The sequence below is a fragment of the Streptomyces sp. NPDC001380 genome, assembly GCF_042895785.1.
GTDB lineage: Bacteria > Actinomycetota > Actinomycetes > Streptomycetales > Streptomycetaceae > Peterkaempfera.
On record NZ_JBIAWP010000006.1, the window covers coordinates 86837 to 109379 of the forward strand.

The 22543-nt window shown below is 73.6% G+C and carries 18 protein-coding genes and 2 tRNA genes; 14 read left to right on the forward strand and 6 right to left on the reverse strand.

The genetic code is table 11. The features are described from left to right. Positions 1-11: 11 nt before the first annotated feature. The 6 genes from rsmG to rpmH all read right to left on the reverse strand — a co-directional run bounded on the left by rsmG (position 12) and on the right by rpmH (position 3758). Positions 12-791, reverse strand: a complete 780-nt coding sequence (gene rsmG / locus ACFY07_RS09715; RefSeq protein WP_390868168.1) for a 16S rRNA (guanine(527)-N(7))-methyltransferase RsmG — start codon at positions 789-791, stop codon at positions 12-14. A 307-nt stretch (positions 792-1098) separates the two neighbouring features. Next, on the reverse strand, positions 1099-1644 hold the full coding sequence (locus ACFY07_RS09720) for a protein jag (RefSeq protein WP_390868169.1): 546 nt from the start codon (positions 1642-1644) through the stop codon (positions 1099-1101). 48 nt (positions 1645-1692) lie between these two features. Further along, positions 1693-2826: a membrane protein insertase YidC gene (gene yidC / locus ACFY07_RS09725; protein ID WP_390868170.1), complete on the reverse strand. Its 1134-nt coding sequence runs from the start codon at positions 2824-2826 to the stop codon at positions 1693-1695. Between the two features lie 3 nt (positions 2827-2829). Continuing rightward, the gene (gene yidD, locus ACFY07_RS09730; RefSeq protein ID WP_230649143.1) at positions 2830-3171 is read right to left on the reverse strand and encodes a membrane protein insertion efficiency factor YidD; all 342 of its coding nucleotides are present in this window, start codon (positions 3169-3171) and stop codon (positions 2830-2832) included. Then, positions 3168-3599, reverse strand: coding sequence for a ribonuclease P protein component (rnpA, locus tag ACFY07_RS09735; RefSeq protein WP_230649144.1), 432 nt, complete (start codon positions 3597-3599; stop codon positions 3168-3170). The genes yidD and rnpA overlap by 4 nt, the downstream gene beginning before the upstream one ends. A gap of 21 nt (positions 3600-3620) precedes the next feature. Further along, positions 3621-3758 carry a 50S ribosomal protein L34 gene (gene rpmH / locus ACFY07_RS09740; protein ID WP_003975051.1) on the reverse strand — a complete coding sequence of 46 codons (138 nt, stop codon included), beginning with the start codon at positions 3756-3758 and terminating at the stop codon, positions 3621-3623. A 550-nt stretch (positions 3759-4308) separates the two neighbouring features. Between rpmH and dnaA the strand changes: the two genes are divergently transcribed. The 14 genes from dnaA (at position 4309) to ACFY07_RS09810 (ending at position 22083) form a co-directional block, all read left to right on the forward strand. Further along, positions 4309-6495: a chromosomal replication initiator protein DnaA gene (gene dnaA / locus ACFY07_RS09745; RefSeq protein ID WP_390868171.1), complete on the forward strand. Its 2187-nt coding sequence runs from the start codon at positions 4309-4311 to the stop codon at positions 6493-6495. Between the two features lie 1025 nt (positions 6496-7520). Beyond that, a complete protein-coding gene (dnaN, locus tag ACFY07_RS09750) occupies positions 7521-8657 on the forward strand; it encodes a DNA polymerase III subunit beta (protein WP_230649145.1) in 1137 nt (378 codons plus the stop codon). A gap of 211 nt (positions 8658-8868) precedes the next feature. Next, entirely contained in the window at positions 8869-9801 is a 933-nt protein-coding gene (gnd, locus tag ACFY07_RS09755) for a phosphogluconate dehydrogenase (NAD(+)-dependent, decarboxylating) (protein WP_390868172.1), read from the forward strand. 63 nt (positions 9802-9864) lie between these two features. Further along, the gene (gene recF, locus ACFY07_RS09760; protein ID WP_230649147.1) at positions 9865-10998 is read left to right on the forward strand and encodes a DNA replication/repair protein RecF; all 1134 of its coding nucleotides are present in this window, start codon (positions 9865-9867) and stop codon (positions 10996-10998) included. Between the two features lie 267 nt (positions 10999-11265). Next, complete coding sequence (locus ACFY07_RS09765; RefSeq protein WP_230649468.1) at positions 11266-11751, forward strand: DUF721 domain-containing protein; 486 nt, start codon at positions 11266-11268, stop codon at positions 11749-11751. 242 nt (positions 11752-11993) lie between these two features. Then, on the forward strand, positions 11994-14033 hold the full coding sequence (gene gyrB / locus ACFY07_RS09770; RefSeq protein ID WP_390868303.1) for a DNA topoisomerase (ATP-hydrolyzing) subunit B: 2040 nt from the start codon (positions 11994-11996) through the stop codon (positions 14031-14033). Between the two features lie 108 nt (positions 14034-14141). Beyond that, the gene (gene gyrA, locus ACFY07_RS09775; protein WP_304944780.1) at positions 14142-16766 is read left to right on the forward strand and encodes a DNA gyrase subunit A; all 2625 of its coding nucleotides are present in this window, start codon (positions 14142-14144) and stop codon (positions 16764-16766) included. A gap of 164 nt (positions 16767-16930) precedes the next feature. Next, the gene (locus ACFY07_RS09780) at positions 16931-17719 is read left to right on the forward strand and encodes a DUF3566 domain-containing protein (RefSeq protein WP_390868173.1); all 789 of its coding nucleotides are present in this window, start codon (positions 16931-16933) and stop codon (positions 17717-17719) included. 194 nt (positions 17720-17913) lie between these two features. After that, a tRNA-Ile gene (locus ACFY07_RS09785) sits at positions 17914-17987 on the forward strand. Between the two features lie 95 nt (positions 17988-18082). Continuing rightward, a complete protein-coding gene (locus ACFY07_RS09790) occupies positions 18083-18298 on the forward strand; it encodes a hypothetical protein (RefSeq protein ID WP_390868174.1) in 216 nt (71 codons plus the stop codon). Between the two features lie 196 nt (positions 18299-18494). Next, positions 18495-18632: a DLW-39 family protein gene (locus tag ACFY07_RS09795; protein ID WP_175607691.1), complete on the forward strand. Its 138-nt coding sequence runs from the start codon at positions 18495-18497 to the stop codon at positions 18630-18632. Between the two features lie 238 nt (positions 18633-18870). Continuing rightward, positions 18871-18943 (forward strand) — tRNA-Ala (locus ACFY07_RS09800). Between the two features lie 65 nt (positions 18944-19008). Then, positions 19009-20361 carry a metallophosphoesterase gene (locus tag ACFY07_RS09805; protein ID WP_390868175.1) on the forward strand — a complete coding sequence of 451 codons (1353 nt, stop codon included), beginning with the start codon at positions 19009-19011 and terminating at the stop codon, positions 20359-20361. Between the two features lie 204 nt (positions 20362-20565). Continuing rightward, on the forward strand, positions 20566-22083 hold the full coding sequence (locus tag ACFY07_RS09810) for an SDR family oxidoreductase (RefSeq protein ID WP_390868176.1): 1518 nt from the start codon (positions 20566-20568) through the stop codon (positions 22081-22083). Positions 22084-22543: the final 460 nt, after the last annotated feature.

The window sequence follows — 22543 nt, forward strand, 5'->3', positions numbered from 1 at the left end:
GCCCCGCGCCCTCAGCGGCGCCGCTTCCCGCCCCCGCTCCGGCCGCCCGTGGAGCCCCGTCCGGCGGAGGCGCCCCGCCCGGCCCGGGCGGCCCTGGCCCGCCGGGTCGCGGCACGCACGCCTCCCGGGCTCTCGCCGACCCGGACGCGGACCACGTGGGTCGGCGTCTCCACCGTCCCCGCCCCGGCCTGCACGACCGACCACTCCACCGCGCCGAGCCGGGTCAGCGCGGCACGCGCCTCGGCCAGCTCCTGCTCGGCCGTGTCGCCCTTCAGCGCGAGCATCTCCCCGTACGGACGCAGCAGCGGAAGGCCCCAGCCCGCCAGCCGGTCCAGCGGGGCCACCGCGCGCGCAGTCACCACGTCCACCGAGAGCCTGCCGATCATCTCCTCGGCCCGGCCGCGCACCACCGTGACATTGGCCAGGCCCAGCTCGCGGACCGCCTCCTCCAGGAAGGTGGTACGGCGCAGCAGCGGCTCCAGCAGGGTCACGGAGAGGTCCGGCCGGGCCAGCGCCACCGGGATGCCCGGCAGTCCGGCGCCGGAACCGACGTCGCAGAGCGAGCCCTCCTCGGGAAGCACCTCCGCCAGCACCGCGCAGTTGAGCACGTGCCGCTCCCACAGCCGGGGCACCTCGCGGGGGCCGATCAGGCCGCGCTGGACCCCCGCCGTCGCGAGCAGGCCGGCGTACCGCACCGCCGCGTCGAAACGGTCCCCGAAGACCTTCCTCACAGCCGGCGGGGCCTCGGGCAGACCCTCCCCGTCCCCTGCGGCAGGCGTCCCTGTCTCCATCCCAGCCTCTTCCCTCACCGGACCCGCCGACTCACCGGGCCCACCGACTCACTCTGTCCACCCATTGCGCCACCCGCTGCGCCCACCGGCGCGCCGCCTCCTCCGGCCCTGCGCCCGTCCGGCGGACGGGCCCGCCACCGGGCGGACGGAGGAACGGCCTGCGAGGACTCCTGCCCACCGCACGCGTTCCACGTGGAACGCCGCCCGCACCGCGCCGGCGCCCGCGGTCCCACGGCACGACGGCCCCGCCCGCACAAGGCGGACGGGGCCGTCGGCGCGCCTTCCACGGCGGTCCCGGGCAGCCGCCTCAGGCCGGCAGCACGACGACGCGCCGCTGCGGCTCCTCGCCCTCCGACTCGCTGCGCAGGCCGGCCGCCGCCACCGCGTCGTGCACCACCTTGCGCTCGAAGGGGGTCATGGCGGAGAGCCTCACCGGCTCGCCCGTCTCCTTGGCCTGGAGGGCCGCCTTGCTCCCGATCTCCGCCAGCTCGGTCCGCCGACGCGCCCGGTACCCGGCGATGTCGAGCATCAGCCGGCTGCGCTCGCCGGTCTCCCGGTGGACGGCCAGCCGGGTCAGCTCCTGGAGCGCTTCGAGCACCTCGCCGCCCTGGCCGACGAGCCGCTGCAGGCTGCGCTGGGCACCGGAGCCCTCACCCACGATGGAGACCGAGGCGCGCTCGCCCTCGACGTCCATGTCGATGTCACCGTCGAGGTCGGCGATGTCCAGCAGGCCCTCGAGGTAGTCCGCCGCGATCTCGCCCTCCTGCTCCAGCCGGGCGATCAGGTCGTTCTTGGACGGGGAAGCGGGCGCGGGGGCGTCCGCGGCGGCGGAGGTGGTGGTGCCTTCCGTCACGGAGTGACTCCTTCGGAGAAGAGGGGGACGAAGATCAGGGGGTAGCGGTCAGGACTTCTTCTTCGGCCGCTGGCCGGCCGGCTGCGGCGTCCGCCTGCCCGGCTGGCCGGGACGCTTGCCGCCGCCCGGTGCGGCCTTGGCCGGGGCGCCCTGCGCCGCGTCGGCGGTCCCGGCGCCGGCGGTGTCCTCGGAGGTACGGCCCGTCGGGGCGGCCTGCTGGCGCTGCGCCTTGGTCTGACGCTTGGGCTGCTGGCGGACGACCGGGGCGGCCGGGGCCTCGGGCTGGACCGGCTCCGCCTTGCCGCCCTTGACCAGGGAGGTGAGGCCGCTCTTGGCCGGGGTGCCGTCGGCGTTCAGCCTGCCGGCCTTCTTCAGGCGGTCCTGGCGCTCCGTCCAGGCCTTGCTGCCGGGGGTCGGGTTGCGGCGGATCACGAAGAGCTGCTGGCCCATGGTCCAGACGTTGGTGGTCAGCCAGTAGACGAGGACACCGACGGGGAAGTTGATGCCGAAGACCGCGAACATCACCGGGAAGACGTACATCAGCATCTTCTGCTGCTGCATGAACGGCGTCTTCACCGTGAGGTCGACGTTCTTGGTCATCAGCTGGCGCTGGGTGACGAACTGCGACAGCGACATCAGGATGATCATCGTGATGGTCACGACGCGGACGTCGGTGAGGGATGCGCCGAGCTGCGCGACCTTCTCCGCGGAGTCGGTGAACTTCACGGAGAGCGGGGCACCGAAGACGTGGGCCTTCTGGGCGCTGGCCAGAAGGGTCTGGTCGATCACACCGACCGGCTGGTTCTTGGCGATGTGGTTGAGGACCTGGTAGAGCGAGATGAAGAACGGCGACTGCACCAGGATGGGGAGGCAGCTCGAGAAGGGGTTGGTGCCCGCCTCCTTGTAGAGCTTCATCATCTCTTCGGACTGGCGCTGCCGGTCGTTCTTGTAGCGCTCCTGGATGGCCTTCATCTTCGGCTGGATCGCCTGCATGGCCCGGGTCGCCTTGATCTGCTTCACGAAGAGCGGGATCAGGCAGATCCGGATGACGATCACGAGCGAAACGATGGAGAGACCCCACGCCCATCCCGTGTCCGGCCCGAAGAGATGGCTGTACAGCGAGTGGAACTGGACGATGATCCAGGACACCGCCGTGTAGAGAGGACTCAGGATCGCGTCCACGAATCAGGCTCCTTGGGCATTTGGCGTGGGCGCCGGGTTGTCGACCGGGCCGGAGGTCTGGGGGGCGGCCGGGCACTGGGGGTCCCGGCCCGCGAGGCGGTCGCGCAGGATCCGGTGCCACACGGGCCGCCGGCGCGGCGGGACGTGGTCCACACCTCCCGGGGACCACGGGTTGCAGCGCAGGATGCGCCAGGCGGTGAGGGCGGTCCCCTTCACCGCTCCGTGCACCCGGATCGCTTCGTAGCCGTAGCGGGAGCAGGAGGGGTAGTACCGGCAGACGGGGCCGAGCAGCGGGCTGATGGTCCACTGGTAGACCCGGATCAGCCCCATCAGCAGGTACTTCATCGCCCTGCTCCCGTCGGCCCGATAGCGGTCGTCTCCGTCCTGAGCAGCCGCCGCAGGGCTGCGTCCAGGTCGCGTTCCAGGTCCGCGTGGTCCGCCGTCCCCGCAGGGGGCAGCGCGCGTACCACTATCAGGCTACCTGCGGGCAGCAGGGTCAGACGCTCCCGGACGAGGTGACGCAGGCGACGCTTCACGAGGTTCCGCACGACCGCCGGACCGACGGCCTTGCTCACGACGAAACCCGCACGCGTCGGGGGAGCAGTCTCCCCCGACGCGTGCGGGCCGAAGTCGTCGCGGCCGCCGGCCGTCCGCCCCTCCGTGCCACCCCGTGCGAGGTGGACGACGAGCAGGGGCCTGCCGGCACGGCGTCCGCGTTTCACCGCGATCGCGAAGTCCTGGCGCCGCCTCAGCCGGTTCTCGGTGGGCAGCACAACATGACCCTGGAAGCCGGATCAGGCGGACAGGCGCGCGCGGCCCTTGCTGCGGCGGGTGGCCAGGATGGCGCGGCCGGCGCGGGTGCGCATCCGCAGCCGGAAGCCGTGGGTCTTCGCGCGGCGGCGGTTGTTCGGCTGGAAGGTGCGCTTGCTCACTCGGGGACTCCAGGGATCAATCGTAGGGTGGCGGGGCGTCGCCTGGCCGTCACCGTGCGTCCGCGCGATCCCCCTCGCAAGAACCTGGGGAACAAGGCGTTTCACGGCGTCTGCGCTGCTGCACCTGGTACGTACGGGTGACCCGCGGGCATGCGGCAGCGGCCATCGACAACTCGACCTGGTTACGGTACGCGGAGCGGGGACCGCGGGTCAAACCGGGTGAGGGCGCGCCGTCCGGGACACCCCCGGACACCTCGCGCCGCCGCGCCCCGCTGTGCACAGCCTGTGGACAACGACTTGAACCGAGGCGGCGCCGCTGATTACCGTTGCAGGATCTGTCTGCGTTTCCCAGGTTTCCCAGGTTTCCCAGGTTTCCCAGGTTCCCCAGGTCCCCCAGTCAACCCAGATCTCCCCGTGACTCCCGCATCCCGCCGGCCCGTGTCCCCGAGCGCCTCCCGCAACCAGCGGAGGACAGGCCCCGGGGCGGCGGCCCGGGGCACCGGGCCCCGACCAAGACCACCCCAGAGGTGGGACGAGAAAGCGTGCACCAGTGGCTGATGTCAACAGCGATCTCGCTCCTGCCTGGGCGAAGGTCGTCGAGCGGCTGGACGGCGACGCGGGGGTCGGGGACAGCGACAAGATGTGGCTGCGGCGCACCCAGCCGATGTGGATGATGCACGACACGGCCCTGCTGGCCGCGCCGAACGAGCGCGCCAAGCAGGTCCTGGAGGGCCGGCTGCTGCCGCTGCTGAGCGAGATCCTGGGCAGCGAGTTCGGCCGGCCCGTGCGGATCGCCGTCATGGTGGACGCCAACGCGGTGCCCCCGGCCCCCCTCGCCGCGCCGGCCACCGCCGAGCCCGAGCAGGCGCGCCCCGAACCGCCCCGGTCCGAGCCGGTCAGGTCCGAGCCGCCCCGGTCCGAGCCGCCCCGGTCCGAGCCCCCGCGGCAGGAGTACCGGGACGACGCCGACCGCGACTACCGCCCCGCGGGCGAGGGCACGGGCTGGCCGCCCCACACCCGCCAGCCGCAGGACGGCGGCTGGACGGGCTGGCCCCCCGGCGGTCCGCGCGTCGGCTACGAGCAGCTCCGCTACGACGGCGGCTACGACCAGCGGCCCGCCCCGTACGACCAGCGGCCCGGGTGGGCCGACCAGGGAGGCTGGGCCCCCGGCGGCGGGTACGGCGGCTCCCCCTACCCCCAGGACCGCCGCGGCTACGACGACGACCACCGGACGGACCGGGCCGACCGCGGCGACCGCGTCGGCGGCCACGAGCGGGGCGAGTGGCCCCCGCTCTCCGAGCGTCCCGCCGGGTCCGGCGACGCCTTCCGCCAGCTCCCCCCCGAGCCGTCCCGCGGCGGCCGCGACGCCCGGGACACCCGCGGCGGCCAGGGGGACCTGCTGGGCGGGCACCTGCTGGGCGGCGAGTACGGCGAGGGCCAGCACCCCGGCGGGCGGGGCCCGGCCGGCCCCGAGGGCGACGGCCGGCACCAGCCGGAGCGGCAGTCCGACGGCGGCCCCGGGACGGGACCCCTCCCGGCCGTGCGGCCGTCGGGGACGCCCGCGGCGGCCCCGCCCGCGGCCGGGGCACATGTACCCGGGGCACATGTACCCGGGGCACACGTGCCCGGCGCACACGTGCCCGGGGCGCCCCTGCCGGGCGGCCCCCTCGCCGGCCAGGGCGCCGGCGGCCCCCGCAAGGACGAGCCCGCCGCCCGGCTGAACCCCAAGTACCTCTTCGACACCTTCGTCATCGGTGCCAGCAACCGGTTCGCGCACGCAGCCGCCGTCGCGGTGGCCGAGGCGCCAGCCAAGGCGTACAACCCGCTCTTCATCTACGGGGAGTCCGGCCTCGGCAAGACCCACCTGCTGCACGCCATCGGCCACTACTCGCGGAGCCTGTACCCGGGCACCCGCGTGCGGTACGTGAGCTCGGAGGAGTTCACCAACGAGTTCATCAACTCCATCCGCGACGGCAAGGCGGACGCCTTCCGCAAGCGCTACCGCGACATGGACATCCTGCTGGTCGACGACATCCAGTTCCTGGCGAGCAAGGAGTCGACGCAGGAGGAGTTCTTCCACACCTTCAACACCCTGCACAACGCCAACAAGCAGATCGTGCTCTCCTCGGACCGACCGCCGAAGCAGCTGGTCACGCTGGAGGACCGGCTGCGCAACCGCTTCGAGTGGGGCCTGATCACGGACGTCCAGCCGCCCGAGCTGGAGACCCGGATCGCGATCCTGCGGAAGAAGGCGATCCAGGAGCAGCTGAACGCCCCGCCGGAGGTGCTGGAGTTCATCGCCTCCCGCATCTCGCGGAACATCCGCGAGCTGGAGGGCGCGCTGATCCGGGTCACGGCGTTCGCGAGCCTCAACCGGGCGCCGGTGGACCTGGAGCTCACCGGCATCGTGCTGAAGGACCTCATCCCGGGCGGTGAGGAGGCCGGCCCGGAGATCACGGCGAAGACCATCATGGAGCAGACCGCCGCCTACTTCGGGCTCGGCGTCGAGGACCTCTGCGGCTCGTCCCGCAGCCGGGTGCTGGTCACGGCACGGCAGATCGCCATGTACCTGTGCCGGGAGCTCACCGACCTGTCGCTGCCCAAGATCGGTGCCCAGTTCGGCGGCCGCGACCACACGACCGTGATGCACGCCGACCGGAAGATCCGGTCCCTGATGGCGGAGCGGCGGTCGATCTACAACCAGGTCACCGAGCTGACCAACCGCATCAAGAGCTGACCGGACCGGGGCCGGCGGCCCCAGGGGGCCGCAGCTGCGGCCCGACGACAGCGCGGCCCGGCCGCACCGCGGTCCGACGACAGCGCGGCCGGGCCGCGGCCGGAACCAGGCGCACCGGAAAACGGATGCGCCGGAAAACGGATGCGCCGGGATCGGGGCCGACAGAGGCCCGCGGAGGGGCGACGGGAGAGTTCTCCCGTCGCCCCTCCGCCGTTCGGCGGAGCAATCCGCTTTCGTACGGACGCCCGTCCATTCGAACGTTTCCGGTCGGCGGCCGGGAATTCCACAGGAGGCGGTGCCGTCGGCCGTCCACACCCTGGGGAGCCCCCGGTTGTCCCGATCTCCTCCACACCCTGGCTCCCAGTAGGCTCATCCCCCCAGCTCACCCGCCTGTGGGCTTGTGGGGAACCATTGTCCACAGGCTGTGGACGACTGGCGGGCCGTCAACACCTCGCCGAGGTTGTCCACCGCCCGTCCCCAGGACCAGCCGGTTTGTCCCCAGGTTCTCCACAGCGACGTCCACAGTTCGGCAAGCCGGGAGGGCCTTTCACCGGTGCGTGTGAAAGCGGTCACATCATGGGGGAGGTGTAGCCGGTGGGTAACCTGGGTAAAACCTGTGGGCGACGCTGGGGAGAACCTGGGGACCGCTGTGGAAGCGCTGTGGGGAAACCGGCCCCGTCCACAGAAACGGCCTGTTCGTCCACCGCGCCGCCCACAGGACCAGTGGACAAAAAAGGGGCCCTGAGCTGCCCTGACAGGGTTTTCCACCTAATCCACAGCCCCTACTACTACCACCACCTATAGATCTCCCCGACTTTCCTCTAACAGGGGGCGGGGCGCCGATCTGTGGACGACGGCCGTGCGACATCCGTTCACCCCTCCTCCGGCCCGTCTGCCCCAGGTGTCGGCGGAGTGCGTCAGACTGTTCTCCGGCAGCAGGAGCGAGCCCGGTCCCCAGGAAGCCCCCAGGGGTGGGGACGGCCGGTCCGCGGAGAACAGAGCAGGGACACAGGAGGCGGTGACCGGTGAAGTTCCGGGTGGAGCGTGACGTCCTGGCGGAGGCGGTGGCCTGGGCTGCGCGCAGCCTCCCGGCGCGGCCGCCGGTGCCCGTCCTCGCGGGCCTGCTGCTGACGGCCGAGGAGAACAGGCTGAGCCTGTCCGGCTTCGACTACGAGGTCTCGGCGCGGGTCGAGGCGGAGGCCGATGTCGAGGAGGCCGGCACCGTCCTGGTCTCCGGCCGACTGCTCGCCGACATCTCCCGCGCACTTCCCAACAGGCCTGTGGAGATCTCCACCGACGGCGTGCGGGTCAGCGTGGTCTGCGGGTCCTCCCGGTTCACACTCCCCACCCTCCCTGTGGACGAGTACCCGGCGCTGCCGCAGATGCCCACCGCCACCGGCACGGTCTCCGGCGAGGTCTTCGCCGCCGCCGTCTCCCAGGTCGCCGTCGCGGCGGGCCGCGACGACACCCTCCCGGTGCTGACCGGCGTCCGGGTCGAGATCGAGGACGACCGGATCACCCTGGCCGCCACCGACCGCTACCGCTTCGCCGTGCGCGAGCTGCTGTGGAAGCCGGAGCAGCCGGGCCTGTCGGCGGTCGCCCTGGTGCCCGCCAAGACGCTCCTGGACACCGCCAGGTCGCTCGGCAGCGGCGACGTGGTCTCCATCGCGCTGGCCTCCGGCAAGGAGGGCGGCGGCGAGGGCCTGATCGGCTTCGAGGGCGCCGGGCGCCGCACCACCACGCGGCTGCTGGAGGGCGAGTTCCCGAAGTTCCGCAGCCTCTTCCCGACCGAGTTCAGCGCGGTCGCCACGATCGTCACGGCGCCGTTCGTGGAGGCCGTGAAGCGCGTCTCCCTGGTTGCGGAGCGCAACACCCCCGTCCGGCTGGGCTTCGAGCAGGGCGTGCTCACCCTGGAGGCGGGCTCCGGCGACGACGCCCAGGCCACCGAGCGGATCGACGCGGACCTGGAGGGCGACGACATCTCCATCGCCTTCAACCCGGCGTACCTGCTGGAGGGCCTGTCGGCGATCGACTCCCCCGTGGCGCAGCTGAGCTTCACGACCTCGACCAAGCCGGCGCTGCTCAGCGGCCGGCCGTCGGTCGACGCCGAGGCGGACGAGGCCTACAAGTACCTGATCATGCCGGTGCGGCTCTCGGGCTGACCCGCCGCCGCACACCCGCGGGCCGCGCCTCGGCGGCCCGCGGGTCCACAGCCTGGGGACGACCGGGCCGTCGGCCTGGAATGCCGTCCCGCAGGGCAGGCGTTTCCCCGACGGCCCCTGCCCGCGGGGGAGCCGGACCTCCCCCGGCGTAGGCTCTGAGGTGCGGCAACGGGGCCGTCGTCAGGCACGTCGACACACGTAAGGACTTGTCATGGAGCTCGGTCTCATCGGTCTCGGCAAGATGGGCGGGAACATGCGCGAGCGCATCCGCCGCGCGGGCCACACCGTCGTCGGGTACGACCGCAACCCCGACCTCGCCGACGTCCACAGCCTCCAGGAGCTGGTGGACAAGCTCCAGGGCCCCCGCGTCGTCTGGGTCATGGTCCCGGCGGGCGAGCCGACCCAGCAGACCGTCGACCAGCTCGCCGAGGTGCTCTCGCCCGGCGACGTCGTCGTCGACGGCGGCAACTCCCGGTGGACCGACGACATCGCCCACGCCGAGGCGCTCGCCGCCAAGGGCATCGGCTTCGTCGACGCGGGCGTCTCCGGCGGCGTCTGGGGCCTGGAGAACGGCTACGCCCTCATGGTCGGCGGCGAGGCCGAGCACGTCGCGCGCGTCCAGCCGGTCTTCGACGCCCTCAAGCCGGCCGGCGAGTACGGCTTCGTGCACGCGGGCAAGGTCGGCGCGGGCCACTTCGCCAAGATGGTCCACAACGGCATCGAGTACGCCCTGATGCAGGCCTACGCCGAGGGCTGGGAGCTCCTGGAGGCCGCCGAGGTCACCACCAACGTGCACGAGATCTTCCGCTCCTGGAAGGAGGGCACGGTCATCCGCTCCTGGCTGCTCGACCTGGCCGTCCGCGCCATGGACGAGGACGAGCACCTGGAGGGCCTGCGGGGCTACGCCGAGGACTCCGGCGAGGGCCGCTGGACCGTTGAGGCCGCCATCGACCACGCGGTGCCGCTGCCCGCCATCACCGCCTCCCTCTTCGCCCGCTTCTCGTCCCGCCAGGACGACTCGCCGCAGATGAAGATGATCGCCGCGCTGCGCAACCAGTTCGGCGGCCACGCCGTCACCGCCGTCAGCGACCACAAGGGCGCGGACGCCCCGGGCGCCGACGTCGAGCCGCCGGCCGTCTCCTGACCCGTCCGCACCCACCGGAGAGGAAGCCAGCGCGGGCGCAGACCCCCGCGCGCACCGCACACCATGCACGTCGCGCACCTGTCGCTCGCCGACTTCCGCTCCTACGCCCGGGCCGAGGTGTCCCTCGACCCGGGCGTGACGGCCTTCGTGGGCCCCAACGGCCAGGGCAAGACCAACCTGGTCGAGGCCGTGGGCTACCTCGCGACCCTGGGCAGCCACCGGGTGGCCGCGGACGCCCCGCTGGTCCGGCTCGGCGCCGAGCGGGCCGTGGTGCGGGGCAGCGTCGTCCAGGACGGCCGGTCGACCCTCATCGAGCTGGAGATCAACCCGGGGAGGGCCAACCGGGCCCGGATCAACCGCTCGTCCAACGTCCGGCCGCGCGACGTGCTGGGGCTGCTCCGCACCGTGCTGTTCGCTCCGGAGGACCTCGCCCTGGTCAAGGGCGACCCGGGGGAGCGGCGCCGCTTCCTCGACGAGCTGCTGACCGCCCGCACCCCCCGGCTGGCAGGCGTCCGGCAGGACTACGAGCGGGTGCTCAAGCAGCGCAACGCCCTGCTGCGGACCGCCGCCATGGCCCGCCGGGCGGGCGGCGGCCGCGCGGACCTGTCCACCCTAGACGTCTGGGACGGGCACCTGGCCCGCGCGGGCGCCGAGCTGACCGCGTTCCGGCTCCAGCTCGTGGCGGCGCTCCAGCCGCTGGTGGAGAAGGCGTACGAGCAGCTCGCCCCGGGCGGCGGGCCCACCGCGCTGGAGTACCGCAGCTCGGTGGAGGGCCCGGTCCCGGCCTCCCGCGAGGAGGCGTACGAGGCGCTGGGGGCCGCACTGGCCGCCTCGCGCCGCCAGGAGGTCGAGCGGGGGGTCACCCTGGTCGGCCCGCACCGGGACGACCTGCTGCTGAAGCTGGGTCCGCTGCCCGCCAAGGGCTACGCGAGCCACGGCGAGTCCTGGTCGTACGCCCTCGCGCTGCGGCTGGCCTCGTACGAGCTGCTGCGCGCCGACGGCGGGGAGCCCGTGCTGGTGCTGGACGACGTCTTCGCCGAGCTCGACAGCCGGCGCCGCGACCGGCTGGCGGAGCTGGTCGCCCCCGGTGAGCAGGTGCTGGTGACGGCGGCGGTGGGGGAGGACGTGCCGCGCGCCCTGGCGGGGGCCCGCTTTGCGGTGGCTGACGGCGACGTGCGCCGCGTCACCGGTGGGTGACGGAGCCGCTGCGGCCCGGTCCGGGCGCCTAGTCTGGAACGCTCGACCGCCTGTGCCCGGCCCCGGGGCCGCACCCGGGAACCGCGCGGCAGGCCGGGGAAGGAGACCGCTCCCGTGACCGACGCGCACCCCCGCGACGCAGGCGACGCACCCGCCGGGCGGCCCTCCGTGCCGCCCCGGCCCGCCGGCGGCACCCCGCCCGGCTCCTCCTCCGGCCCGGCCTCCTTTGGCCCCGCCCCCGCCCCGTCCGCTTCGGCTCTCTCGGGTGTGGACCTGGCCCGGGTCGCCCTGCGCGCCGCCAAGGAGCAGGCCCGCGAGCGCGGCGAGCAGGTGCGGCAGAAGAAGGAGTCCCGCCGCGGCGGACTGCGCAGCGGCGCCCGCGCCGACGGCCGCGACCCGGTGCCGCTGGGCGCGGCGATGCGGCAGCTGATCACCGAGCGGGGCTGGGAGACGCCGACGGCGGTCGGCGGCGTGATGGGCCGCTGGCCGCAGATCGTGGGGCCGGAGATCGCCGCCCACTGCGCGCCCGAGCACTTCGACGACGACGCCCGCGAGCTGGTGGTCCGCTGCGACTCCACGGCGTGGGCCACCCAGCTGCGGCTGCTCGCGGCGCAGCTGCTCGCCCGGCTCAACGGGGAGCTGGGGCACGGCACGGTGAAGCGGATCAAGGTGCAGGGTCCGGCGGGTCCGCCCCGCCGGTACGGCAGGCTGCGCGCACCCGGGAGCAAGGGTCCGGGGGACACCTGGGGCTGAGGGGGCCCGGGCGCCGGGACGGCCGCCCCGCCGGAGCCGCTGAGTGCCCTTTTGAGCGCAGTTGGCCCCCCGTCCGAGTATCGGGACATGTGCGGAGGGGATTCAGAGCGGCACATCCGCGCTCAGGGGCTGGCAAAAGCCCGTCTCTGTCGGTGGTACCGGTAGACTGGAGCCAATACACCGCCGCTTGCGGTTCTGAGACGAACGCCGTGGCCGCGTCGACGCCTGCCCGCCGGGTGGGGATGCGGCCCGCGCTGTGCCAGAAAGGGCGCTTCGTGGCCGATTCCGGCAACCCCCACCAGTCCTCTGAGACCTCCGACACCACCCCCGGCAACGGAACGTCGTACGACGCCAGCGCGATCACGGTCCTCGAAGGGCTCGAAGCCGTCCGCAAGCGCCCCGGCATGTACATCGGCTCCACCGGCGAGCGCGGCCTGCACCACCTCGTCTACGAGGTCGTCGACAACTCCGTCGACGAGGCCCTCGCCGGCTACGCCGACACCATCGACGTGACGATCATGCGCGACGGCGCGGTGCGCGTCATCGACAACGGCCGCGGCATCCCGGTCGACGTCGAGAAGTCCACGGGCAAGCCGGCCGTCGAGGTCGTCCTCACCGTGCTGCACGCCGGCGGCAAGTTCGGCGGCGGCGGCTACGCCGTCTCCGGCGGCCTGCACGGCGTCGGCGTCTCGGTCGTCAACGCCCTCTCCAGCCGCGTCGCCGTCGAGGTCCGCCGGGACGGCCACCGCTGGACGCAGGACTACAAGCTGGGCGCCCCGACCGCCCCGCTGGCGAAGAACGAGGAGACCGGGGAGACCGGCACCTCGGTCACCTTCTGGGCCGACCCGGACATCTTCGAGACCACCGAGTACTCCTTCGAGACGCTGTCGCGGCGCTTCCAGGAGATGGCCTTCCTCAACAAGGGCCTGACCATCTCCCTCACCGACGAGCGCCCCGAGCACGTCGACGAGGAGGGGCGGCAGCTCTCGGTCCGGTACCACTACGAGGGCGGCATCTCCGACTTCGTCCGGTACCTCAACTCCCGCAAGGGCGAGCTGGTCCACCCCACGGTCATCGACTTCGAGGCCGAGGACAAGGACCGGATGATCTCGGTCGAGATCGCGATGCAGTGGAACAGCTCCTACACCGAGGGCGTCTACTCCTTCGCCAACACCATCCACACCCACGAGGGCGGCACCCACGAGGAGGGCTTCCGCGCGGCGCTGACCGGCCTGGTCAACCGCTACGCGCGCGACAAGAAGCTGCTCCGCGAGAAGGACGACAACCTCACCGGCGAGGACATCCGCGAGGGCCTCACCGCGATCATCTCGGTGAAGCTGGGCGAGCCGCAGTTCGAGGGCCAGACCAAGACCAAGCTGGGCAACACGGAGGCGAAGACCTTCGTGCAGAAGGTCGTGCACGAGCACCTCAACGACTGGCTGGACCGCAACCCGGCCGAGGCCTCGGACATCATCCGCAAGTCCATCCAGGCGGCCACCGCCCGGGTGGCGGCCCGCAAGGCGCGCGACCTGACCCGCCGCAAGGGCCTGCTGGAGAGCGCCTCGCTGCCGGGCAAGCTCTCGGACTGCCAGAGCAAGGACCCGTCCGAGTGCGAGATCTTCATCGTCGAGGGCGACTCCGCCGGCGGCTCGGCCAAGTCGGGCCGTGACCCGCGGGTCCAGGCGATCCTCCCGATCCGCGGCAAGATCCTCAACGTGGAGAAGGCCCGGATCGACAAGGTGCTGCAGAACACCGAGGTCCAGGCGCTGATCTCGGCCTTCGGCTGCGGCATCCACGAGGACTTCGACATCGAGAAGCTCCGGTACCACAAGATCGTGCTGATGGCCGACGCCGACGTCGACGGCCAGCACATCCGGACCCTGCTCCTCACCCTGCTCTTCCGCTTCATGCGGCCGCTGGTCGAGGCGGGCCACGTCTACCTGGCGCAGCCCCCGCTCTACAAGATCAAGTGGGGCAAGGACGACTTCGACTACGTCTACTCGGACCGCGAGAAGGACGCCGTCATCCGGGCGGGCGCCGAGGCCGGCCGCCGACTGCCCAAGGACGACGCCATCCAGCGCTTCAAGGGCCTCGGCGAGATGAACGCCGAGGAGCTGCGCGTCACCACCATGGACGCGGAGCACCGGGTGCTGCTGCAGGTCACCCTGGAGGACGCCGCCCGCGCCGACGACCTGTTCTCGGTCCTGATGGGCGAGGACGTCGAGGCCCGCCGCTCCTTCATCCAGCGCAACGCCAAGGACGTCCGCTTCCTGGACGTCTGACCCCCCACCCCGGTCGGACCCCCAGGACAGCAGCGCGCGAAAGGAAACTGACCAGCAGTGGTCGACGACAACCGCCCCGACGGCGAGCAGCCGGACACCTCCGAGACGATGCCCTCACCCGACCAGTTCGTCGGCGGCGCCCTGCGCATCGAGCCGGTCGAGCTCGAGACGGAGATGCAGCGCTCCTACCTCGACTACGCGATGAGCGTCATCGTGAGCCGGGCGCTGCCCGAGGTCCGCGACGGCCTCAAGCCGGTGCACCGCCGCGTGCTCTACGCGATGTACGACGGCGGCTACCGGCCCGAGAAGGGCTACTACAAGTGCGCCCGCGTCGTCGGCGACGTCATGGGCAACTACCACCCCCACGGCGACTCCTCGATCTACGACACCCTGGTGCGCCTCGCCCAGCCGTGGTCGATGCGGATGCCGCTGGTCGACGGCAACGGCAACTTCGGCTCCCCGGGCAACGACCCGGCCGCCGCCATGCGGTACACCGAGTGCCGGATGGCGCCGCTGGCGATGGAGATGATGCGCGACATCGACGAGGACACCGTCGATTTCACGCCCAACTACGACGGCCGCTCCCAGGAGCCGACCGCCCTCCCGTCGCGCATCCCCAACCTGCTGGTCAACGGCGCCACCGGCATCGCGGTGGGCATGGCCACCAACATCCCGCCGCACAACCTGCGCGAGGTCGCCTCCGGCGTCCAGTGGTACCTGGAGAACCCCGAGGCCTCCAACGAGGAGCTGCTGGAGGCCCTGATCCAGCGGATCAAGGCCCCGGACTTCCCCACCGGCGCCCTGATCGTGGGCCGCCGCGGCATCGAGGACGCCTACCGGACCGGCCGCGGCTCGATCACCATGCGCGCGGTGGTCGAGGTCGAGGAGATCCAGGGCCGCCAGTGCCTGGTGATCACCGAGCTGCCGTACCAGGTGAACCCCGACAACCTCGCGCTGAAGATCGCCGACCTGGTGAAGGACGGCAGGGTCGCCGGCATCGCCGACGTCCGCGACGAGTCCTCCTCGCGGACCGGCCAGCGGCTGGTCGTCGTCCTCAAGCGGGACGCGGTCGCCAAGGTCGTCCTCAACAACCTGTACAAGCACACCGACCTGCAGACCAACTTCGGCGCCAACATGCTGGCGCTGGTCGACGGCGTGCCGCGGACCCTGTCGCTGGACGGCTTCATCCGCCACTGGGTGAACCACCAGATCGACGTGATCGTCCGGCGCACCCGCTTCCGGCTCCGCAAGGCCGAGGAGCGCGCCCACATCCTGCGCGGCCTGCTCAAGGCCCTGGACGCGATCGACGAGGTCATCGCCACCATCCGCCGCTCCAACACGGTGGAGGAGTCCCGCAGCGCCCTCATGCGGCTGCTGGAGATCGACGAGATCCAGGCGAACGCCATCCTGGAGATGCAGCTGCGCCGCCTCGCCGCGCTGGAGCACCAGCGGATCACGGCCGAGTACGACGAGCTGATGGCCCGCATCGGCGAGTACAACGAGATCCTGGCCTCCCCGGTCCGGCAGCGCGGCATCGTCTCCGCCGAGCTCGCCGCGATCGTCGAGAAGTACGGCGACGACCGGCGCAGCCAGCTGATCCCCTTCGACGGTGACATGTCCATCGAGGACCTCATCGCCGAGGAGGACATCGTCGTCACCATCACCCGCGGCGGCTACGTCAAGCGCACCCGCACCGACCTGTACCGCTCGCAGAAGCGCGGCGGCAAGGGCGTGCGCGGCGCCCAGCTCAAGCAGGACGACATCGTCGACCACTTCTTCGTGACGACGACCCACAACTGGATCCTCTTCTTCACCAACAAGGGCCGGGTCTACCGGGCCAAGGGCTACGAGCTCCCCGACGCCGGCCGCGACGCCCGCGGCCAGCACGTGGCGAACCTGCTGGCCTTCCAGCCGGACGAGCACATCGCCCAGGTGATGGCGGTCCGCACCTACGAGGCGGCCCCCTACCTCGTCCTCGCCACCCGTGAGGGCCTGGTGAAGAAGACCCCGCTGAAGGACTACGACTCGCCCCGCTCCGGCGGCCTGATCGCGATCAACCTCCGCACCGACGAGGCCGGCCGCGACGACGAGCTGATCGGCGCCGAGCTGGTGTCGGCCGACGACGACCTGCTGCTGGTCAGCAGGAAGGCGCAGGCCATCCGGTTCACCGCGACGGACGAGGCGCTGCGGCCGATGAGCCGCGCCACCTCGGGCGTCAAGGGCATGTCCTTCCGCGACGGGGACGAACTCCTGTCGCTGAACGTCGTCCGCCCCGGTACCTTCGTGTTCACGGCCACGGACGGCGGCTACGCCAAGCGGACCCGCGTGGACGAGTACCGCGTCCAGGGCCGCGGCGGTCTCGGCATCAAGGCGGCCAAGACCGTCGAGGACCGCGGCACGCTGGTCGGCGCGCTGGTGGTCGAGGAGACCGACGAGATCCTCGCCATCACGCTGTCGGGCGGAGTGATCCGCACACGGGTCTCGGGCGTCCGTGAAACCGGACGTGACACCATGGGCGTCCAACTGATCAACCTCGGAAAGCGCGACGCCGTCGTGGGCATCGCCCGCAACGCGGAGGCCGAGGAGGAGGACCAGGACGAGACCGCGGACGGCACCGTTCCGGCCGACGGCGTCACGCCGGAGGCTGACGGGACCGGAAACGGGGCAGTCGACAACGGGGGAGACAGCAGCGGAGACGAGACGACGGCGGACGGCACCACCGACCCGTCCTGAACCTCGCCTCCCAGCCGGCACGGCCGGACGGCACCGCGGCACCCGCCGCGGACGCCGTCCGGCCGGTCGGCTGACAGCCGTCGGGCGCCCCGCCCGGCGGTGGGACCATCTGGACCGACCAGGGCGGAGACAGCCGGCCTGGAGGGAACTGCGGGAGGACCAGGGTGAGTGGAGCCACGGGCGCTGCGGGCGGCGGAGCCGCCGGGGGCCGCAAGGGGTCCGCACAGGCCGGGAGCCAGGGCGGACACCAGGCGCCCGGCGGAGCGCGCCGTCCGTCCGGTGAGCAGCCGGCGGCCTCGACCTCGCTGATGCCCCCGGTGGCCGACGCCCGGCCGGGCGGCCCTGCCCCCGCGCCGGGACAGGGCGCCGCCGGCGGCTACGGCTATCCTCCCCAGCCCCCGCAGACGCCCCCCTCCGGCGGCGCCGCGGCGGCGTCCGCCCCGGCGGCGGGGAACGCCCCGACGGGCTACTCGCAGCCCACCACGTACACCAAGGGGCAGCGCACCCCGCCCCGGGGCACCCACACCGGCGGGACGGCCGCCCCCCGCCGGTCCGCCGCGGCCGCGGGCCCGGGCTCGGCCCGCACCCGCAAGGCCCGGCTGCGGGTGACCAAGGTGGACCCCTGGTCGGTGATGAAGGTCAGCTTCCTGCTCTCCATCGCCCTGGGCGTCGTCACCATCGTCGCGTCGTGCGTGCTCTGGATGGTGCTCGACGGCATCGGCGTCTTCGACTCCGTCGGCGGCACCCTCAAGGACGTGACCGGCTCCGACAGCAGCCAGGGCTTCGACCTGCAGTCGTTCCTGAGCTTCGGCAAGACCTTCATGTTCAGCACGATCATCGCGGTCGTGGACGTGGTCCTGCTGACGGCCCTCGCCACGCTGGGCGCCTTCATCTACAACACCGTCGCCGACTTCACCGGCGGTGTGGAGCTCACCCTCGCCGAGGAGGAGTGACCTCCTGCCCGGCCCCCGCCGCGGGCCCGGACCGGCACCCGCCGGTCCGGGCCCGCGGTGCGTCGGGGGCCGCGTCGGGGGCCGTGGCGGGCCGGAGGGGGAGGGCGGCACTTTGCGATGGTGGGGTCGTGCGGCACGCGGGGATACGGATTTGGGCGTTCGGCCCTCGATCCGCTAATCTTTCAGTGCAGCGCGGGGCTATAGCTCAGACGGTTAGAGCGCTTCCCTGATAAGGAAGAGGCCACAGGTTCAAGTCCTGTTAGCCCCACCGCGTGAAGGACCCCGGGAGGTTTCCCGGGGTCCTTCGGCATGTGCGGCCGGCGCGGCCGCCCGGCCGCTGCCGCGACACGGACGGGGGTCCGGGTGCTCAGTGCGCTGCGCCGGCTCGGCAGGGTGTTCATGCTGCTGTCGGGCGTCGTCTGGTTCGGCCGCCGCGTGGTGGTGGGACACGGTTTCGTGAGGGTCGCGTCGGCCGCGATCCTCCTGGCCATGGCGGTGACCGCCGCCCTGGAGGGGTGGGACGCCGTCCGCCCGCGCCGTCGGCGGAGGAAGGCCCGCGAGCGTGACGGCGGCGGCTGACGCGTGCTGCTGACGGCGGGTCGGCGGTCGGGGGCCGCCAGGACACGGGTGTGTATCATCGGCCGCACGGCGGTTGCCACCACGGCCGCCCGTTTACGCACTCGCACACACGCGGACCCCGCAGGACCGGCCGGACCCATGGACGGCCGGGTCGGCCCGGCGGAGCCCCACACGCTAAGAAGGACGAGGTCGCGCGGTGAAGAAGCTCCTCCTGATCGCCCTGGCCGCAGTCGGCGGTTACTTCGTGTACCGCCAGGTCCAGGCGGACCGCGCCGAGCAGGACCTGTGGACCGAGGCCACCGACCCGGTCCCGGCCGGCGCGGGCGCCCGCTGAGAAGCGGCACCCCCACAGACACCGGACGACCCCGGCCCCTGCGGCCGGGGTCTTGCCGTCTCCGCGCGGGGCGGGTCCGCGTCGTCCCCGAGGCCGCTGTTTCACGTGAAACAACGCCCGCCCGGGACACCTCCGGTGCGGCCCGTCCGCCGCTCCGGGAGACCGCGCCGGACACCTGCTCAAGTTTGGGCCGCGGACCGGGTACCCTGGTGCGCGGCGGATCCTGCGGGACCGCCGAGGGGCCTTAGCTCAGTTGGTAGAGCGCCGTCTTTGCATGGCGGATGTCAGGGGTTCGACTCCCCTAGGCTCCACAGCGTCATCGAGCCCCGGTCTGCACCGTGCAGACCGGGGCTCGGCCGTATCCGAAGGGGGCCCCGTGGCCGGGTCGGTCGTCCTGCTCCTCCTGCTCCTCCTGGTCGTGGTGGCGGTGCTCGGCGCCGCCCACGTGTACCTGTGGCGGCGCCTGGTGCGCGACGTGACCGCCTCACGCCCGCTGCGGCGCGCCGGCGCGGTCGCGGCGGCGGCGCTGACCCTCCTGGTCCCGGCCACGCTCGCCGGCACCCGCCTGCTCGGGCCGCTGCGCTCCGCCTGGCTGGCCTGGCCCGGCTTCCTGTGGATGGCGCTGCTCTTCTACCTGGTGCTGGCCCTGGCCGTCCTCGAGCTGCCCCGCCTGGTCCTGATGAGGACGGCCGGCCGCTCCCGGCCCGCGGCCGCCGACCCGCAGGAGGAGCGGGTGCCGGTACCGGCCGTGGCGGGCGGTCCGTCGGCCGGGCCGGCCGTGGCGGGCGGCGCGGCCGGGGGTGCCCCGCCGGCGGACGTCGCGGGCCCCCGGGCCTCCGGGGACGGGCCGGGCACCCGGGAGGCCCCGGCCCCCGCACCCATGGGCCGCCGCCTGCTGATCGCCCGCGGCGCCGCGCTCGCCGCCGGTGCGGCGGCCGCCGCCACGGTCGGCCACGGGCTGTACCGGGGGCTGGGCGCACCCGACGTGAAGGTGGTCCGCATCGGCCTGAAGCGCCTGGATCCGCGGCTGGCGGGCTTCCGCATCACCATGGCGAGCGACATCCACCTCGGCCCGATCCTCGGCCGCTCCCACACCGAGCGGATCGTCCGCCTGGTCAACGCCACCTCGCCCGACGTGGTGGCCGTGGTGGGCGACCTGGCCGACGGCTCCGCCGCCGAGCTGGGCCCGGCCGCCGAGCCCCTGGCGCGGCTGACGCCCCGGCACGGCGCCTTCTTCGTCACCGGCAACCACGACTACCTCTCCGGTGCGGACGCCTGGATCGAGGAACTGGCCGGCTTCGGGGTCCGGACCCTCCGCAACGAGCACCTGGAGATCGCCCGCGGCGCTGCCGCCTTCGACCTCGCGGGCGTCAACGACGTCACCGGCGCCTCCCACCACGACGGACCGGACTTCGACGCCGCACTGCGCGACCGCGACCCCTCCCGGGCGGTGGTCCTGCTGGCCCACCAGCCGGTGCAGGTGCACGAGGCCGTGCGGCACGGCGTGGACCTCCAGCTCTCCGGCCACACCCACGGCGGGCAGCTCGCCCCCTTCAACCTTGCGGTGCGGCTCCAGCAGCCCGTCGTCGCGGGCCTCGCCCGCATGCCGGGCGGCGGCGGCCGCCCGGACACCCAGCTGTACGTCTCGCGGGGGGCAGGCGCGTGGGGTCCGCCGGTCCGGGTCGGCGCGCCGCCGGACATCACCGTGATCGAGCTCCACCCGGCCTGAGCGTCCCCCGGGGCGCCGGCCACCGCGCGCGGACCGGTGCCGGCCGTCGCCGGCACCGGTCCGCGGGCGGCGCGGTGCGGCGCGGTGCGGCGCGGTACGGCGGGGTGCGGCGGGGTGCGACGCGACGGGGCGCGGTACGGCGGGGTGCGGCACGGAAGGGGGAGGCCGGGATCGTCGGGGCCGCCGCCGGGGTAGCAGCCCTCCATGGACCACAGCCCGCAGCTGAACTGCCTGGTCACCGGCGCCACCGGCTACATCGGCGGCCGCCTGGTGCCCGAACTGCTCTCCGCCGGCCACCGGGTGCGCTGCCTGGCCCGCACCCCCTCCAAGCTCCGCGACCAGCCCTGGGCCGGCCGGGCGGAGGCCGTCAGGGGCGACGTCACCGACCCGGAGTCGCTGCGCTCCGCCCTGGAGGGCATGGACGTCGCCTACTACCTCGTGCACGCCCTGGGCACCGGCAGCTCCTTCGAGGAGACCGACCGCCGAGCCGCCCGGGCCTTCGCCGACGCGGCCCGCGAGGCCGGGGTGCGGCGGATCGTCTACCTCGGCGGCCTCGCCCCGTCCGGGGTCCCCGAGGAGGAGCTCTCCCCGCACCTGCGCTCCCGCGCCGAGGTGGGCCGGATCCTGCTCGACTCCGGCGTGCCCACCGCCGTGCTGCGCGCCGCGGTGATCCTGGGCTCGGGCTCCGCCTCCTTCGAGATGCTGCGGTACCTCACCGAGCGGCTCCCCGTCATGGTCACCCCGAGCTGGGTGAACACCCGCATCCAGCCGATCGCGGTGCGCGACGTGCTGCGCCTGCTGGTGGGCGCCGCGACGCTGCCGCCGGAGGTGAACCGCACCTTCGACATCGGCGGCCCGGAGGTGCTGACGTACCGGGAGATGATGCAGCGGTACGCGGCAGCCGCGCATCTGCGCAGCCGGGTGATCCTGCCGGTGCCGGTGCTCACCCCCCGGCTGTCGAGCCACTGGGTCGGCCTGGTCACGCCCGTGCCGAACTCGATCGCCCGGCCGCTGGTGGAGTCCCTGCGCCACGAGGTGGTCTGCACCGAGCACGACATCACCCGGTACGTGCCGGACCCGCCGGGCGGCCCGGTCGGCTTCGACCGGGCGGTCGAGCTCGCGCTGAAGCGGATCCGGGAGGCCGACGTCGCCACCCGCTGGTCGTCCGCGTCGGTGCCGGGCGCCCCCAGCGACCCGCTGCCCACCGACCCGGACTGGGCCGGCGGCAGCCTCTACCGGGACGAGCGGGAGCTGCGGGTGGACGTGCCGCCCGAGGCCCTGTGGCGGGTCATCGAGGGCATCGGCGGCGAGAACGGCTGGTACTCCTTCCCGCTGGCCTGGGCGGTGCGGGGGTGGATGGACCGGCTGGTCGGCGGGGTGGGGCTGCGCCGGGGGCGGCGCGACCCGCAGCGGCTGCGGGTCGGCGACTCGCTGGACTTCTGGCGGGTGGAGGAGGTGCAGCCGGGCCGGCTGCTGCGGCTGCGGGCCGAGATGCGGCTGCCGGGGCTGGCGTGGCTGGAGCTGTCGTCCGAGCCCGACGGCGAACAGGGCTCCCGCTACCGGCAGCGGGCGCTGTTCCACCCCCACGGGCTGGCGGGGCACGCCTACTGGTGGTCGGTCGCGCCGTTCCACGCGGTGGTCTTCGGCGGGATGGCGCGCAACATCGCGGCCCGGGCCGCCGCGGGGCAGGAACCGGCGAAGGCCGGGGCCGCCGCCTGCTGACGGACCTGCCGGCAGGGGATCCGCACCCGCCGGCAGGGGCGGGACCCGGCGGTCCCCCGGGGCGGCCCGAAGGGCCGCCGCCACGCGCGTACGGCACGCCCGGCACCGTGCCGTCGCCCGGCACTGCAGCGGAGGTGCACGGCAGCGGTACGCGGCGGCCCGCGCAGGCGCTGGTCCGGGGCACCGCCTGCGCGGGCCGCCGACCGTGCCGCCGCCGACCGTGCCGCCGCCGACCGGTCTGCCGCCGACCGGGAACACGGCGGCCCGGTCGGTCCCGCCGGTCCCGCCGGTCCGGACGTGCCGCGGGGGGGGGGGGGGGGGCCCCCCCCCCCCCCCGCCCCCCCCCCCCCCCCCCCCCCCCCCCCCCCCCCAGGGGGCCCCCCCCCCCCCCCCCCCCCCCCCCGCGGCCCCCCCCCCCCCCCGCCGCGCCGCCCCCGCCCCCCCCCGGCCCCCCGCCGCC

What these genes read in the sequence shown, in the direction of transcription:
- gyrB (WP_390868303.1), top strand. Translation starts at nt 11,994, where the DNA reads ATGCGGCCCGCGCTGTGCCAGAAAGGGCGCTTCGTGGCCGATTCCGGC.
- recF (WP_230649147.1), top strand. Translation starts at nt 9,865, where the DNA reads ATGCACGTCGCGCACCTGTCGCTCGCCGACTTCCGCTCCTACGCCCGG.
- ACFY07_RS09810 (WP_390868176.1), top strand. Translation starts at nt 20,566, where the DNA reads ATGGACCACAGCCCGCAGCTGAACTGCCTGGTCACCGGCGCCACCGGC.
- yidD (WP_230649143.1), bottom strand. Translation starts at nt 3,171, where the DNA reads ATGAAGTACCTGCTGATGGGGCTGATCCGGGTCTACCAGTGGACCATC.
- gnd (WP_390868172.1), top strand. Translation starts at nt 8,869, where the DNA reads ATGGAGCTCGGTCTCATCGGTCTCGGCAAGATGGGCGGGAACATGCGC.
- rsmG (WP_390868168.1), bottom strand. Translation starts at nt 791, where the DNA reads ATGGAGACAGGGACGCCTGCCGCAGGGGACGGGGAGGGTCTGCCCGAG.
- gyrA (WP_304944780.1), top strand. Translation starts at nt 14,142, where the DNA reads ATGCCCTCACCCGACCAGTTCGTCGGCGGCGCCCTGCGCATCGAGCCG.